14 protein-coding genes and 1 pseudogene are annotated in these 14,354 nt (G+C 64.1%); 4 read left to right on the top strand and 11 right to left on the bottom strand.

Annotation, left to right across the window (positions count from 1 at the left end; all coding sequences use genetic code 11):
- Positions 1-29: 29 nt before the first annotated feature.
- Positions 30-719, bottom strand: a complete 690-nt coding sequence (locus ACFSX5_RS00985) for a phosphoribosyltransferase (RefSeq protein WP_386830921.1) — start codon at positions 717-719, stop codon at positions 30-32.
- 74 nt (positions 720-793) lie between these two features.
- On the opposite strand from ACFSX5_RS00985, the gene ACFSX5_RS00980 reads away from it, so the two are divergent.
- The gene (locus ACFSX5_RS00980; RefSeq protein ID WP_386830919.1) at positions 794-1,951 is read left to right on the top strand and encodes a M20 aminoacylase family protein; all 1,158 of its coding nucleotides are present in this window, start codon (positions 794-796) and stop codon (positions 1,949-1,951) included.
- On the opposite strand, the gene ACFSX5_RS00975 is transcribed toward ACFSX5_RS00980, so the two are convergent.
- The 6 genes from ACFSX5_RS00975 to ACFSX5_RS00950 all read right to left on the bottom strand — a co-directional run bounded on the left by ACFSX5_RS00975 (position 1,948) and on the right by ACFSX5_RS00950 (position 8,013).
- Positions 1,948-2,844 carry a nucleoside hydrolase gene (locus ACFSX5_RS00975; RefSeq protein WP_386830917.1) on the bottom strand — a complete coding sequence of 299 codons (897 nt, stop codon included), beginning with the start codon at positions 2,842-2,844 and terminating at the stop codon, positions 1,948-1,950. The two genes, ACFSX5_RS00980 and ACFSX5_RS00975, sit on opposite strands and share 4 nt — an antisense overlap.
- Entirely contained in the window at positions 2,841-4,163 is a 1,323-nt protein-coding gene (locus ACFSX5_RS00970; protein WP_386830915.1) for an amidohydrolase family protein, read from the bottom strand. Before ACFSX5_RS00970 ends, ACFSX5_RS00975 begins: the two co-directional genes overlap by 4 nt.
- Entirely contained in the window at positions 4,160-5,230 is a 1,071-nt protein-coding gene (locus ACFSX5_RS00965; protein WP_386830913.1) for an ABC transporter ATP-binding protein, read from the bottom strand. Before ACFSX5_RS00965 ends, ACFSX5_RS00970 begins: the two co-directional genes overlap by 4 nt.
- Before the next feature lie 9 nt (positions 5,231-5,239).
- A complete protein-coding gene (locus tag ACFSX5_RS00960) occupies positions 5,240-6,031 on the bottom strand; it encodes an ABC transporter permease (RefSeq protein ID WP_386830911.1) in 792 nt (263 codons plus the stop codon).
- On the bottom strand, positions 6,028-6,852 hold the full coding sequence (locus ACFSX5_RS00955) for an ABC transporter permease (RefSeq protein ID WP_386830909.1): 825 nt from the start codon (positions 6,850-6,852) through the stop codon (positions 6,028-6,030). The genes ACFSX5_RS00960 and ACFSX5_RS00955 overlap by 4 nt, the downstream gene beginning before the upstream one ends.
- Before the next feature lie 120 nt (positions 6,853-6,972).
- A complete protein-coding gene (locus tag ACFSX5_RS00950) occupies positions 6,973-8,013 on the bottom strand; it encodes an ABC transporter substrate-binding protein (RefSeq protein ID WP_386830907.1) in 1,041 nt (346 codons plus the stop codon).
- Positions 8,014-8,174: 161 nt separating this feature from the next.
- Between ACFSX5_RS00950 and ACFSX5_RS00945 the strand changes: the two genes are divergently transcribed.
- Complete coding sequence (locus tag ACFSX5_RS00945; RefSeq protein WP_386830905.1) at positions 8,175-10,052, top strand: adenine deaminase; 1,878 nt, start codon at positions 8,175-8,177, stop codon at positions 10,050-10,052.
- A 123-nt stretch (positions 10,053-10,175) separates the two neighbouring features.
- On the opposite strand, the gene ACFSX5_RS00940 is transcribed toward ACFSX5_RS00945, so the two are convergent.
- The 3 genes and pseudogenes from ACFSX5_RS00940 to ACFSX5_RS00930 form a co-directional block, all read right to left on the bottom strand.
- Positions 10,176-10,586, bottom strand: a complete 411-nt coding sequence (locus ACFSX5_RS00940; protein ID WP_386830903.1) for an SH3 domain-containing protein — start codon at positions 10,584-10,586, stop codon at positions 10,176-10,178.
- Positions 10,587-10,682: 96 nt separating this feature from the next.
- Positions 10,683-10,796, bottom strand: a pseudogene (locus tag ACFSX5_RS00935) (SDR family NAD(P)-dependent oxidoreductase); the annotation flags it as partial.
- Positions 10,797-10,807: 11 nt separating this feature from the next.
- On the bottom strand, positions 10,808-10,930 hold the full coding sequence (locus tag ACFSX5_RS00930; protein ID WP_386830901.1) for a hypothetical protein: 123 nt from the start codon (positions 10,928-10,930) through the stop codon (positions 10,808-10,810).
- Between the two features lie 34 nt (positions 10,931-10,964).
- Between ACFSX5_RS00930 and ACFSX5_RS00925 the strand changes: the two genes are divergently transcribed.
- Together ACFSX5_RS00925 and ACFSX5_RS00920 are read left to right on the top strand one after the other, a co-directional pair.
- A complete protein-coding gene (locus ACFSX5_RS00925) occupies positions 10,965-11,282 on the top strand; it encodes an ArsR/SmtB family transcription factor (RefSeq protein ID WP_386830900.1) in 318 nt (105 codons plus the stop codon).
- Positions 11,279-11,764 carry an SRPBCC family protein gene (locus tag ACFSX5_RS00920; RefSeq protein WP_386830898.1) on the top strand — a complete coding sequence of 162 codons (486 nt, stop codon included), beginning with the start codon at positions 11,279-11,281 and terminating at the stop codon, positions 11,762-11,764. The genes ACFSX5_RS00925 and ACFSX5_RS00920 overlap by 4 nt, the downstream gene beginning before the upstream one ends.
- A 231-nt stretch (positions 11,765-11,995) precedes the next feature.
- Here ACFSX5_RS00920 and ACFSX5_RS00915 read toward each other — a convergent pair whose 3' ends face one another.
- On the bottom strand, positions 11,996-14,341 hold the full coding sequence (locus ACFSX5_RS00915; RefSeq protein WP_386830896.1) for a putative bifunctional diguanylate cyclase/phosphodiesterase: 2,346 nt from the start codon (positions 14,339-14,341) through the stop codon (positions 11,996-11,998).
- Positions 14,342-14,354: the final 13 nt, after the last annotated feature.

The following is a 14,354-nucleotide window of genomic DNA, read 5'->3' as shown; positions in this document are numbered from 1 at the left end:
TGCGGTCAGACAGCGTCGACGTCCGAACCCTAACGCAGTTCTTCGGCGCACCAACGGCCGTCGCTCGACCGCCGGAACCGCGGAGAGGTGAGTGGAGCGGCTACCCGGTCGGTCCAAGGCCCGAGAGCCTGCCGCCAAGCCGCGCCCTGCAGCATTGCTGCGAGGACACCCACTGGCTCGATTCCGCATTTGCCGAGGAGCCGCAACACAGCTCCCATGGAACTGCCCGAGCTTATGACGTCGTCCACCACCACGACACGGCGGCCAGCCAGCAAAGGCAGCATGCGCGGATCCACAAAGAGAGTCTTCCCGTGAGTGGGGCTGGTGATCGAACTCATCGGCTCCGAATATTCCTCGCGGTACCAGAACTTGCGTGAGGTCCCGAGCGGGACCATGCGGGCATGCCCCAGCCTTCGGGCGACGTTGGAAGCGAGGAGCAACCCCAGCGTCGGAACGCCGATGATCACCTCCGGCTGCAGCGGCCGTGCAAGCTCCGTGATGGCGGAGGCCAGCGCGTCCTCGACGGCGAAACTCGCCTGGTTGACGATCAGCGAGGCGACTGCGTGTTGCCCGTCGCCCGGCAGGACCCGCAGCGGCAGAAGCAGTTGGCGCCCGTCGGCGAACCGGGCAGGGTAGCTGTCGACGTAGCCACCCAGCTGTTCAGGGTAGGTGCCAGGGGCAGCGATGGCCTGCCAGAATTGGTGTGGTTCAAGCGGCAAGGCGTCTCTCGTCTTGTGGGCCAGTGGAGAAAGGGGTTACGGCTGGGCGACCTATGCCACGAGATTATCAAGCGATGAATGACGGCGACAACGATCCTTTCGAACTCGAAAGCATGATCGCCCTGCGGCGCGATCTGCACCAGCATCCGGAGCTGGGCTTCGAAGAAGTGCGCACCAGCGACATCGTCGCCGCCAGCCTGGCCGAAGCTGGCATCGAAGTGCATCGCGGCCTCGGGCGCACCGGGGTGGTCGGCACCTTGCGTGCAGGTGCCGGCAGCCGCCGTATCGCCCTGCGGGCCGACATGGACGCGCTCGCCATGCCCGAACTGGGCGAGCCGCCGTATCGCTCGACAACACCCAACGTCATGCATGCCTGCGGTCATGACGGACACACAGTAATGCTTCTTGCGGCCGCCCGGCACCTGGCCAGGACCCGGAACTTCTCCGGAACCGTGCACTTCATCTTCCAGCCCGCCGAAGAAGGACGGGGTGGTGCCAGGGCGATGGTCGAGGGCGGCTTCTTCGACCAATTTCCAGCCGATGCCGTCTATGGCCTGCACAACATGCCGGGCCTCGCCGTCGACGAGATGGCGGTGGTGGTGGGGCCGCAACTGGCCTCCTCCGACAGCTGGGAGGTCAGTTTTCGCGGTGTCGGCACCCATGGCGCCAAGCCGCACCAGGGGCGCGATGCGGTCACCGCCAGCGCCCATTTCTTGACCGCCATCCACACGATCGTCGCGCGCGTCGTCGATCCGCTGCAGCCGGCGGTGGTAAGTGCCTGTGCCATCGAGAGCGGCAGCTTCGACGCCCTCAACGTCATACCCGACGTGGTGCGCATCGGCGGTACGGCCCGGGCCTACACGCCTGAGGTGCGCGACCAGCTCGAGGCGCGAATCGGCCAGCTGGCGCGCGGCGTCGCCGCCACATTCGGCATCGAGGCGGACTACACCTTCAACCGGCGCATCCCACCGGTGATCAACCATCCAGACGCCACGCGCCGGGCACTCGAGGCAGCGGCGGCCGCGACCGGTCGTGCCGTGCGCACCGACTTTCCGCCCTCGACTGCCGGTGACGACTTCGCCTATTTCAGCGCCGAGGTGCCAGGGGCCTATGTGTGGCTCGGAAATGGCGACAGCGCCCCGCACCACAACTCGCTCTACGATTTCAACGACGAGGCGATGCTGACCGGTGCCCGCTTCTGGACGGCGCTGGTGGAGAAGGAACTGGCCTAGGCCAGTCCGGCCCTGAGCAATTGCAGCGCCGCGTCAGGATCGACGCGCATGGCGATGTCGACCGGGACCGCCATCGGGCCGTCCACCAGCAGCGCACCGGGATCGGTGGTGAGGTCGACCGAAACCGCCATTCGGTCGACGCCGAAAAGCTCCGGAGCCACGGCGTAGAGCATGACGCAGGGATCGTGTAGCGGCCGGCTCTCGCGACCGCCAAGAAAGTAGGCTGCAACGAGGTCGGCGGCAGCTCGGCTGGCGGTGCCGCCCTGCCGAAGCGCCGCGACGTAGTCGGGCGTTGCGCGAACACGGCGGGTGACGTCCAGTGGGATGATTGTCAGCGCCAGGCCGGCGCGCAAGACGATGTCCAGGGCTTCCGGATCGGAGGCGAAGTTGAACTCCGAGCGCGCGCCGACATTGCCCTTCTCGTTCACTGCCCCGCCCATGACGACTAGCCGGCCGATCCGGCGGGCGGCATCGGGGTGGGTCCGGAGCAGCAGGGCGATGTTGGTCAGGGGGCCAAGTGCCAGGACATCGATGCTGCCCGCGGGCGCGGCAGTCAGTTGCCCTGCGAGCCAGTCGGCGGCGCCGGCGAGGGCGGGCACGCGGGGCTCCGGCAGGTCGACCCCGCCCAGCCCGTCGTCGCCATGGATCCTCACTTCGTCGATGCCCCGGCGGGCGAGCGGCGATGCGGCACCGCTGACGACCGGGATTGCCTCGCGATCGAGCAGGGCCAGCAGCCGGCCGGCATTCCGGGTGGTGGTTGCAAGGCCGATATTGCCGGCGACGGTGGTCACACCCCTGATGTCGAATCGACTGCTCGCCAGCGCAAACAGAATGGCCACGGCATCATCGAGGCCAGGATCGGTGTCGATGACGACGCGGCGAGGGGAGGTCATGAGGCGGCGTCGATCCGGCGCATCTCGCGCTTGAAGCCGTCGGCGACCTGCAGGGCATCGGCCATCACCTTGGTCGTTTCCAGCGTCAGCACCTTGCGGTCGCGCATCAGCCAACGGCCGGCCACCATAGTGTCGGTGACATCGGTGGGCATGGCGGCAAAAACTAGCGCCGAATAGGGGTCGTAGATCGGATGGAGGCGTGGAGCAGCAAGGCTGATGCGGATTAGGTCGGCCTGCTTGCCGGCCTCGAGTGAACCCGTCTTGCGGTCGAGCCCGAGGACTCGTGCGCCCTCGATGGTGGCCATGCGCACGACCTCCTTGGCCGGAAGCGGCTTGCGCGAACCGGCGAGAAGCTTGGCGAACATGCCCACCGGCGCGAACTGGCTGAGCAGGTCGAGCGTATTTCCGCTCATGGCTCCGTCGCTGCCGATGCCCACCGGCAGGCCGGCCTGGCGCAGCCGATCAACGGGGGCAATGCCGCGGCCCGCCTTGCCGTTGGAACGCGGATTGGTGGCGACGCCCACCTGGCGCTCGGCCATGAGGGCAATATCGGCGTCCCCCAGCTGCAGGCAGTGGGCGCAAATCAGCCCCGGCTTGAGCAGCCCGGCATCGTCCGTCACGGCAACAGTCGATTTGCCGTGGTTCTTCGTGGCCCATTCCACCTCGAGCGTGCTTTCGGCGAGGTGGATCTGCACCGGCACATCCGGGTGAGCGGCCGACCAGTCGGCAACCCGCTCCATCACTGCAAGGCCGGTGGAGTAGGGGGCATGCGGGGCAACCGATGGCGTCACCAGCGGATGGGTGCCGAAGCGCTCCACCAGTTCCTCCAGCCGGGCGAAGCCTTCGTCGAAGTCGCGCTGGTCGGGCGGATCAAAATCGGCCAGCGTTTGGCCGACAATCGCCCTGAGACCTGCTTCGGCGCAGACCTCGCCGACCTCCGTCTCGAAGTAATACATGTCGGCAACACTGGTGATTCCGGCGTGGATCAGTTCCAGTGCAGCTAGAGCCGATCCTGCGCGGACCATTTCTGGCGAAACGAATTTTCGCTCGAGCGGCAGGATATAGCGGTAGAGCCGGTCATCGACATCTTCGGCGAGGCCCCGGAACACCGACATGGCCATGTGGCAGTGCGTGTTGACCATGCCCGGCATGACGATGTCGCCGCCACAGTCGATGTGCTCGGCATCGGGCAGGGCAGGGGCGTCGCCGCTGCCCACAGCGGCGATCCTGTCGCCGTCGATGTGCACCCAGCCTCGCTCGTGCTGGGTCATCGCTGCATCGACAGTCAGCACCCAGGCATTGGTGAGGAGGATGGTCACGCCGCTCCTTCCGGCGCCAGAATGGTGCACTGCTCGGGCACCGGCACCAGCTTTGCGGTCGTGCCCGACTCGAGCACACGATTGAGCGGACCATTCGCGACCAACGGTCCGGCTGCAGTCTCGCATTGATACTGGTAAGCGCGCCCCAGATAGGTCCGCAGCCCCAGAGTGGCGGGAATGCCTTCCGCCTGCTGATTGTCGGTGACCATGAGGCCATCGGCACGGCAGGCCAGGACGAAGCGGTCGGGGATGTTGCCGAACTGGTCGAGCGAGAGCGTCAGTTGCACACCACCGTCAGCTTCGGCAGTGACGTTGGCGCCATCGCGAGCCACGACTTTCATGGCCACGAGGTTCTCGAAGCCCACGAACCGCGCGACGAAGGCATTGGCGGGCCGCTGATAGAGAACCTCCGGCGTGTCGAGCTGCATGATGCGGCCCGCATGCATGATGGCCACGCGATCGGAGATCGAGAAGGCTTCCTCCTGGTCGTGCGTGACATAGACCGAGGTGGTGCCGTTGGCCCGCTGCAGCTGCCGGATTTCCACCCGCATGTCGATGCGCAGCTTGGCGTCGAGGTTGGAAAGCGGCTCGTCGAACATGAGCAGCGGGGGCTCGATCACCAGTGCTCTGGCCAGGGCCACGCGCTGTTTCTGGCCGCCGGACAAGGCTCCCGGCAGCCGGTCAGCCAGTGGGGCAAGTCCCACCCGCTCCAGCATTGCCATGACGCGCCGCGACCGCTCCGCGCCGCCGATGCCACGCTGCTTGAGGCCGAAGCCAACATTGTCGGCCACCGACATGTGAGGAAAGAGCGCGTAGTTCTGGAACACGAGACCGATATCCCGCTGATAGGCGGGCAGCCGCGTCAGATCCTTGCCGCCGAGCGTGATGGTTCCCGAGCTCGGCTGAAGGAAGCCTGCGACCAGGCGCAAGGTGGTCGTCTTGCCGCAGCCCGACGCGCCGAGCAGCGAGACGAGCTCACCCTCGCCGACGTCGAGCGAAAGGTCCTCGAGCACTTTCGTGGTGCCGTAGTGTGCGGTGATCGAGCGGATGGAGAGGGCTTTGGTCACAGCGGGACTCTACTTGGCAAGGAAGGTCAGACCCAGCGTACGCTCCACCACCGCCATGACGGCGACGGTGAGCACCATCAGCAGTACCGACACCGAGGCCACGGTCGGGTCGAAGAACTGCTCCATGTGGGCGAGAAGCTGGATCGGAAGGGTGGAGATGCCCGGTCCGGTCAGAAAGATCGAGATCGACACATCGTTGATCGAGGTGATGAACGCCAGGATGAAGGCAGCAATTACGCCCGAGCGGACATTGGGCAGAAGGATGGTGAAGAACGTCTTGAGCGGAGGTGAGCCGAGACTGATCGCTGCCTCTTCCACGGAAAAGTCGAACGACGCCAGCGACGCCGAAATCACTCTCACCACATAGGGCAGCACCAGCAGCGAGTGCCCGAACAGGAGCGAGATGTAGATCGGTGTGTTGAACTGCACGGCCAGGTTCTTGAGGAGCGAGAAGCCCAGCACCAGTTCCGGGACCAGCACCGGCAGGATGAACAGTGTCGCCAGCCATCTCGGCAACTGAATGCGATACCGATTGAGCGCGTAGGCGGCGGGAATGCCGATAACGAGCGCCATGGCGGTCGACAGGAAGGCGATCTGAAGGCTGGTGAGGATCGTGCGGCGGAACGCGTCGATCTGGAAGATGTTCTCGAACCAGCGCAGGGATAGCCCCTGCGGCGGGAAGGTCAGATAGGTGGTGTCGCTGAGCGCGGCGCCCACAACGATGATCAGCGGACCCACGAGGAAGATGAACACCAGGGTCGTGAAAGCGACCAGCGCCGGATGGATTTTCTGGGTCATCATACGGTCATCGGGTTGAGGCGCTTGGCGGCGCTGTTCATCAGCGCAACGATCGTGATGGTGATCACAACCATGACCGCGGCAATGGTGGAGGCTGCGACCCAGTCGAATGTCACCATGGCCTGCTGGTACATGAGCGTACCCATCATCATCACCTGCTCCCCACCGAGCAATTGCGGCGTGGCATAGGAGGTGAAGCTGCCGGTAAAGACCAGCACCGCACCGACAATGAGCCCGGGGACGGCGAGCGGAAAGATCACCTGCGAGAATGTGGCCCAAGGCTTGGCGCCGAGCGAACTCGATGCCTGAATGAGATCATCCGGAATGCCCTCGAGCACGCCGACCAAGGTCAGGATCATCAGCGGCACGAAGAGGTAGACCATGGCCACGATGACTGCCCCTTGCGTGTAGAGCATGGTGAGCGGCTGATCGAGAATGCCGGCATTGACCAGCAGGGTGTTGAGGATACCGTTCTTGCCCAGGATGATGAGCCAGGCAAATGAGCGGACCACGACACCGGTCAGCAGCGGAAACACCGCGGCGATGATGAGAATGGATTTCAGCCACCCTGGCGCACGACTGATCACGAAGGCGGTGATGAACCCGATCACCAGCGCTATCGCCGTTACCACCAGGGAAACGTTGATCGTCCGGATCAGCACCGTGCGGCGGAAGCCGGACCCGAAGAAACCGGCGTAGGTCGCAAACGGTCCGCCGGGTGTCACAAAGGTAGTGACGATGGTGGCAGCAACCGGCAGCACCAGGAACAACACCACCAGCAGCGTTGCAGGAGAAGCCAGGGTCCAGCCGGCTAAGCGTTTCATTGTCAGCCTTTCGGCACCGGCGCACAGCCGGCGAGAGTCGTCTGCTCATTCCCGCCGGAACGAACGCGGGAATGAGCGGTAGTTGGAGTGCTGGTGCCGAGGTTCGGAGCACCTACGGTGTTACATGCCGAAGATTTCGTTCCAACGATCGACCCAGCCGCCCTTGGCGGCGTTCATGCGGGCATAGTCGACACGCTGCAGGCCGGCAATAGTGTCGGCGCCATAGGTCCACAGGGAAGCCTGCTCGGGGGTGAGTTCCACCGCCGTCGCGACGGGAGCGTCGACACCTTCCTCGGCCAGCTTCTGCTGGATTTCGGGGGAGAGCAGGAAATTGATGAACTGGTAAGCCAGTTCCGGCTCCGCTGCTCCCTTGGGAATGTTGACCGTGTTGAGGGTAGCGATCGAACCTTCTTCCAGATCTGCCCAGACAACGCTGGGAACTGCCGCCTGAATCTGGGCTAGCGTGAAGTCCTGGGCGATTGCCGCGGTGACTTCGCCGGTGGAGAAGAGATTGATCATCTCCGAGCCGGTATTGTAGTTCTTGACCACATTGGGCCGCAGTTCCTCGACGGCGGCGAACGCGGCGTCGGCATCATCGAATGCATCCACGCCGGCGTGTTCCCCCGCCTTCATCACGACCATCGGGCCAGCCGTAGTGGTAATTCCCGGCAGGGACAGCGACGAGGCTAGATCTTCCCGCCACAGGTGGTCCCACGAGGTGATCGGAGTCGCCACCTTGGCGCTGTCGTAGACGATGCCGACGCGGCCGATGGTGTAGGCCGGGCCATAGCCGCCCTGCGGATCCTTGGCGATGTCGTAGATGCCCTCGATATTCGGCACCTTGGAGCGGTCGAACTCCTGGAACAACCCGGCCTCAATGCCCTGCTGGCTAAAGCTGTCGGAGAAATACGCGACGTCGACACCGCCGCCGTTACGAATCTGCAGCTTGTTGAGGCGCTCGCCGTTGTTTCCGGTCTCGAAGACGATTTCGCACTCGCACTGCTCGCGGAACGGCGCCAGGAGGAATTCCTCCAGCTTCTCGCCGTTGAACCCCCACCAGGAAATCGTCAGCGTCTTGCCCTGAGCCATAGCCGGCGCAGCGCCGAACAGGGCGGTCGCCGAAACCGCGAGGGCGAGCGAGCGAACGAAAGTCTTTTGCATTTTCCGTATATCCTTTGCAGCGTCAGCGACCGGCCGGTTAGCAGTGGAGCTTTATGACCAAGCCTAAAATTTCGGCTACGGCGGGGCAAGCCACATATTTGGGCGACAGCACCTAGACCTTCGGCTATCAGCCACTTGCGTCCCTTCCCAATGAGCTGTTCATGTCTGCCTATCGCAACGATGCCCTGATCAATGCCGCGGACGAGGTCGTGATCCGCCAACACTTGGCGCTGGTGGCGCTCGGCAAGAGGCCGGCAGACCGGATCCTCCGCGTGGGCCGGCTGCTCGACGTCAATGGCCGCAATTGGCACGCTGACCAGGAAGTCGTGATCTCTGGCCGTCGTATCGCGTGGGTCGGACCAGCGGGCGCCTATCGCGGCAGTGCGCCAAAGCGGATTGAGGAGCCGGGCCTCTCTGCGGTGCCAGGCTTCGGGGAGGTGCATAAGCACATCGAGTCCAGCCATCTGACCCCAGAGTGGGAGGCCGCGCTGACGTTGCCGCGGGGCACCACCTGGACCTGCGAGGCCAGCCACGAGTTCTCCAACGTCAATGGTGCGCGCAATCTCGAGTTCTGGCTGACGGCACGGCTTGCCGGTTCCCCGACCAAGATATTCCCCCTGCCGGGGTCGGCGGTGCCGCCCACGGCCTATGAATGGGGCGGTGGTCACTTCGGGTACGAGGAGCAGAGATCGTTCCTGGAGGCCCAGTTGATGACGGCCGGCCTGGACGAGGTGATGGACTGGCCGGCGGTATGGAACCCGGACAACCCTTCCCATGAGCGGCTTTGGGGCATGATCCGAGCCACCTTCGAGGCCCGCGGGGTAGTCGAAGGCCATGCTGCCGGCATGCGGGACATTGCCGACATCAACGCTTTCGCCGCCGCGGGCATGGCGTCGGATCACGAGGCGTGGACGGCCGAGGAAGTACAGGACAAGCTCCGCCGCGGGCTGTTCATGGAACTGCGCCCTCATTCGCTCAAGGAAATAATCGCAGGACTTCTCGCCGCGGGGCAGCAGGATTGGTCTCAATTCGCCCTGTGCACGGATGATCGCTCGTGCTCCGACACGATGAAGCTGGGTGCAACCGACCATAATGTGCGCCTGGCGGTCGAGGCCGGCCTCACCCCTGAGATTGCGATACAGATGGTCACCATAAACCCGGCGCGCCACATGCGACTGACGCCGTGGGTCGGCTCGATCGCTCCGGGTCGCTTCGCCGACATCGTGCTGCTCGATGACGTCGGCTCCATATCCGTCGCCAAGGTGTGGGCCGATGGGCGGCAGGTCTCGGAAGGCACGACCTACCTTGAAGAGGTGCCCACCATCACCTGGCCCGAATGGGCAACCCGCACCGTCAACATAGAACGCGATCTCACAGCCGCCGACTTCGCTATTCCGGCCGCTGCCGGTAGCACCACCATGTGCGCCGCAGTGCTGCGACCGTTCCACTGGGCCGACGAGTTCATCACCATGGAGTTGCCGGTGGCGGACGGGGAGGTGCAGCGCGCGCCTGACCGCAATGTCACGAAGTTCGCCATTGTCGATCGCTTCTCGGGGGAGGGCCGGACTTCCAGGATGTTCTGGCTGGGCACCGGTCCGCGCACGCCAGAGTCGGCGCTCGCCTGCTCGATGGGACACGACAAGCACAACATCTGGGTTGTGGGCTCATCGGATGCCGCCATGGCTAAAGCGGTCAACGCGCTGCGGCAGACACAGGGCGGCTGGGCGCTGGTGCGCGAGGGCGAACTGGTCGCCACGGTACGGTACGAGGTCGGCGGCCTCATGACTTGCCGGCCCGCGGCGGAACTGGATCAGGAAATGGAGGCGATGTACCGCGAAGGCGAGAAGATCGAGTGGATGTACGAGCCTACCTTCTCGCCACGCTGGTGGCCTGGCTTTCCAGAGCGGCTGGCTTTTGCGACGCTGACCTGCGCGCCGTGGCGCTGGGTGCTGGTTGCTCCCTCACCCTTGGCGCCGGACGGACTGGTGAATGTCGCCACAGGAGAGACTCATCCTGTGGTGTGGCCTAGCGCTGACTGATTTGAAGCTTCGGTCGACCAAGCAGGGCTAACTCCTTCTGCACGCAAGCGCTAATAGCCAGAAGCTCCGCAGCGGCCAACGAACTACCAAGCTGCCTGACCCGAACTCAAGAGGGTCGCGGAGCTACCTCGATGCTGGCACTGGGGCAGGGGGCATGTAGCGCTGCTGCGGTACCTGCGTCGTGGTGAGGTGCTCGGCAACCCAACCTTCTAGAGTCGGGTTCAAATCCACCAAGAGCCATCCGTTCTGGCGCTCGAGAACTCTCAGCGCTGTCCCGCGGGGCAGTGCAATGATCAACTCGCCCGACGGGCTTGGAGTATGACGGACGTTCAGAGAAGCCACGTTCACAAACCGCGGTGCGCTGAGTGGCGCCGGCGGCTTTGTTGCTGCGACTGACTGCGCCGCATTCCCTGATGAACCCTTTGGCCGGCCTTTTTCTCCAAGCTCGAATATCCCGGACTGAAACACCCCCAGTGCCACCAGCCCGAGAAGGACCCAGCCTAGCAGCCTGGATTTCTGCTTCTTTCTCGCCATTCGTTAGCGCCTGCATCGAACCAGTGGTCCGTATAGGGCCAGAGCCTTAACAAGGTACCGGCAGAGGCGGGGATCACGGCGCGCGGCTTTGTTCTAGTCCACCATGACGACCCGGGCACCTTCCGCCAGCAAGGCCCTGCTGGTGGCAAGGCCGATCCCGGATGCAGCGCCGGTCACGACGGCGGTCTTGCCTTCGAAGGTGTTGGGCATGGCGTTCTCCTTCAGCGTGAATGCAGCCAGGCCTGTCCGATCCCGAGGTCGACCACGGCGATATTCAAAAGGTGGGTCATCGAAGCATAGGCGCCCTCGCTGTCACCCATGCGCGCTTCTTCGACTACCCGCATTGACGTAAACATAAGTCCTAACTTATCATAAGCCATGTCTTATGATTACTCAGCCATGGTCGCCCTGTCTGATCCAACTCGCCGCGCGGTTTTCGAGCTAGTGGCGGCGCGTCCGCGGTCGGTGGCCGACCTCACTCGCGCATTGCCCGTGAGTCAGCCCGCAGTCTCCCAGCACCTCAAGGTGTTGCGCGATGCCGAACTGGTGCAGGTGGACAGGATTGGCACCCGCAGCATCTATCGCCTCGACCGGAAAGGGCTGGAGCGTCTGCGAACCTGGTTGGATGGAATGTGGGACGTGGCGCTGGCCTCGTTCGCCCGCGAAATTGAGAGCTTCGAGGAGGAAGTGAAATGACGACCACCGCCATCGCCCCCGTCATGAAGACCGTACGGGTTAGGGCCAGCCCAAACAAGGCCTTCCGCTTCTTTACCGAGAACCTATCCAAGTGGTGGCCGAGCAACTTCTCTATTGGGACGTCGCCCATGCGGGACGCCAAGTTGGAGCCAAGGGTTGGTGGCCGTTGGTACGAGGTCGGCGAGGACGGCAGCACCTGCCAATGGGGTGAGGTGCTCGAGTGGAACCCGCCGGAAAGCGTTGTTCTGGCTTGGCGGATCGGCGCCGACTGGCGGTATCACCCGGACCTGCTAACGGAGGTGGCGGTCACCTTCCGCCCCGTAGGCGACATCGAAACAGAGGTTACTCTAGAGCACCGGAAGCTAGAGAACTACGAGGAGGCCGGCGAACAAATGGTGGGCATATTTAGTTCTCCGGATGGCTGGTCCGTTGCGCTTGATCGCCTTGCTCAGGCTATCGAGGAGGCCAATAGCGCTGGCTAGAATAATGGGCTTGGCCGAAGCCTCTGCACACCCAGGAAGCCGAGATGGCTTCCGGCGAGGGCATGCGCTTTCCCTTGTAGATCATCTCCGTATCGGGAAAGCCCAGCAGGCACTCCGCCATCTGGACCGGCGCCAGGGCAAGCCCTTGCACAGAACGAGGGCGTCCATGGCCATCATGAATGCCGCGTGCCTAAATCCACCCGTCTTGCCGATTTCTGATGCCTGGCACCCCTACGCGCGTTTCGCCTCGGCAATGATCGGGCGGTTGCTGGACGACAGGTCAGCGATGGGCGCGGGCCGGTCAAACAGATAGCCTTGCAACTCGCTGCAGGACATTGCCCGGAGGCAGGCCGCCTGTTCGTGCGTCTCCACGCCCTCTGCAGTGGTTCGCATGCCGAGTTGCCGGCCCAGCTGAACGATGAGCTCCACGATCGCCCTGGCATCGGAAGAGCCGGGCAGATCTTTCACGAAGGATCGGTCGATCTTGATCTTGTCGAAGGGGAAGCTGCGCATGCTGCTCAGCGACGAGTATCCCGTGCCGAAATCATCCATGGCGATCCTCACGCCCATGGCCTTCAGCCGCCTCAGGGTGGAGAGCGTCAGGTCGGAGGCTTCCAGCAGCACGGACTCGGTGATCTCGAGCTCCAGCCGCGCCGGTGCAAGGCCGGTCCGGCGCAACACCGAGGCGACCTTGTCGAACAGAAGAGTGTCGTGGAACTGCATCGCCGACAGGTTCACCGCAACGGACTCGCCTGACTGCCAACTGGCCGCTTCCGAGCAGGCCTGCTGCAACACCCACTCGCCCAGGGCGGCGATCGCGCCCGACTGCTCGGCTACAGGAATAAAGGAACCGGGCGGCACGAGGCCCAGTTCGGGGTGGCGCCACCGCAGCAGAGCCTCATATGAGGTCGGCTGTTGCGTCGCAGAGTCGACGATAGGCTGATAGTGCACCTCGAATTGCTGGCGCTCGAGCGCGCGGCCGAGGTCCTGTTCCAGACTCTTGCGTTGGCGCAGCGCTTCATCCAGGGACTGATCATAGCGCCGCGCGCAGCCACGTCCGTCGGCTTTGGCCTTGTAGAGGGCCAGGTCAGCGCGCCGGAACATCTCGCGTGGATTCACATCGTCTTCGGCAGCGCACTCGACGAGGCCGATGCTCACGCCAACCTTGATCTCGCGTCCGTCCACTTCGTAGGGCCGCGAGAGCTGCCCGATCAGCCAGGACGCGAGCTGGAGATAGTCGCGGCCCGGTTCCTGCACGGCGAACAGGGCGAACTCGTCGCCGCCGAAGCGGGAAACGTGCAGCTCGTCGCCTGCGCACGCCGTCAGGCGCGCGGAGATGGTTCCCAGCAGCTGGTCACCCACATGGTGCCCCAAGGTGTCATTGACGTCCTTGAACTCATCAAAATCGAGAAAGAACAGGGCAATCTGCCCGCCGGTGTCGCGGACGTCCTCCAGTGCAGCGCTCAACTGCTCGTGGAACAGGATGCGGTTCGGCAGGTCGGTGAGGGCATCATGATGAGCCATATGGGCGATCCGCGCAGCAGCACGACGGCGGTCGGAAATGTCTTCGTAGGTGGCCAGCCAGCCCCCGTCCGGCAGCGGGGCGTGCACCAGCGCGAAGCTGCGGTCGTCGCCATCATGAATCACCGTTTCGGTCTTGCCGCTGGAGAGCAGCGCTTCCTGGCGGGCGAACAGGGCGCGATAGCTCGGCGACCCGACCTCGGTGACCTCCTCGATGGTCATGCCCACCCGGAGTTGCTCTCCGAGTCCCACCAGCTCAGCGAAACGCTCGTTGAACACGGCCAGGCGGCCCCGCGCGTCGAATGTACACAGGGCCTGCGGCATGTTGTTGAGCGCAGCATCGAACCGCGCATTCTGGACCGTGAGGTCTTCCATCGTGGCAGTGAGCTGCTGAGCAAGACCGCGCGCGCGGTCGTGTGCCCGTCCGAGCAGGCGATTGTGCGCGACAAGCAGCACAAGCAGGGCAAAGCCGCAGGAGATGAATACCGCGGCGAGACCGGTGGACAGGTTCGAAAGCGATTGCAGCTCGCGGCGATCCTCGTCCACGCGCGCAGCCGAGTAGGCAGCAGCGGCGGCGGTGAGGTTGGATAGACGCGCATCGAACGGGCCGAGAGTCTGCAATGCGTCTCGCACGTCATCGACACCAGGGGGATCAGGGGCGAAGACGATGACCTCTACGGCCTCAAGCGCCTTGCGGAACTCCTTAAGCGTTGCGTCGTGTTCCGGATCGCTTTCGAAGAACAGCCGCAGGCTGCGGACGGGCCCGTCAGGTGCAAGGGTCTGTTCAAACGTCTGCAGGCGGCTGAACATGATGTCGAGCCGGAGTTGAACCTCCTCGATCGGCACATTGCTGCCGGGGATGGCGTAGGCGGCGAGCCTGTGTTCGAGCCGCATGAATTCGGACACGGACTGCCCGACAGTCCAGGCCACGTCATAGCGGGAGATCTTCTGCAGGGAGGCCTGCCGGTTGGCAGCCACCAGGGAGACGTAGCCGCTGGCCAGCGCGAAGATGATGACCGTTGCGGCAAGCAACCACTTCAGGAGCCGGATCGGCATGCCAGCAGCCTCT

Source organism: Devosia albogilva (assembly GCF_042685625.1).
GTDB classification, from domain to species: domain Bacteria; phylum Pseudomonadota; class Alphaproteobacteria; order Rhizobiales; family Devosiaceae; genus Devosia; species Devosia albogilva.
The sequence above is the reverse complement of the archived record's forward strand: the minus strand, read 5'-3'. Positions and strand labels throughout refer to the sequence as shown.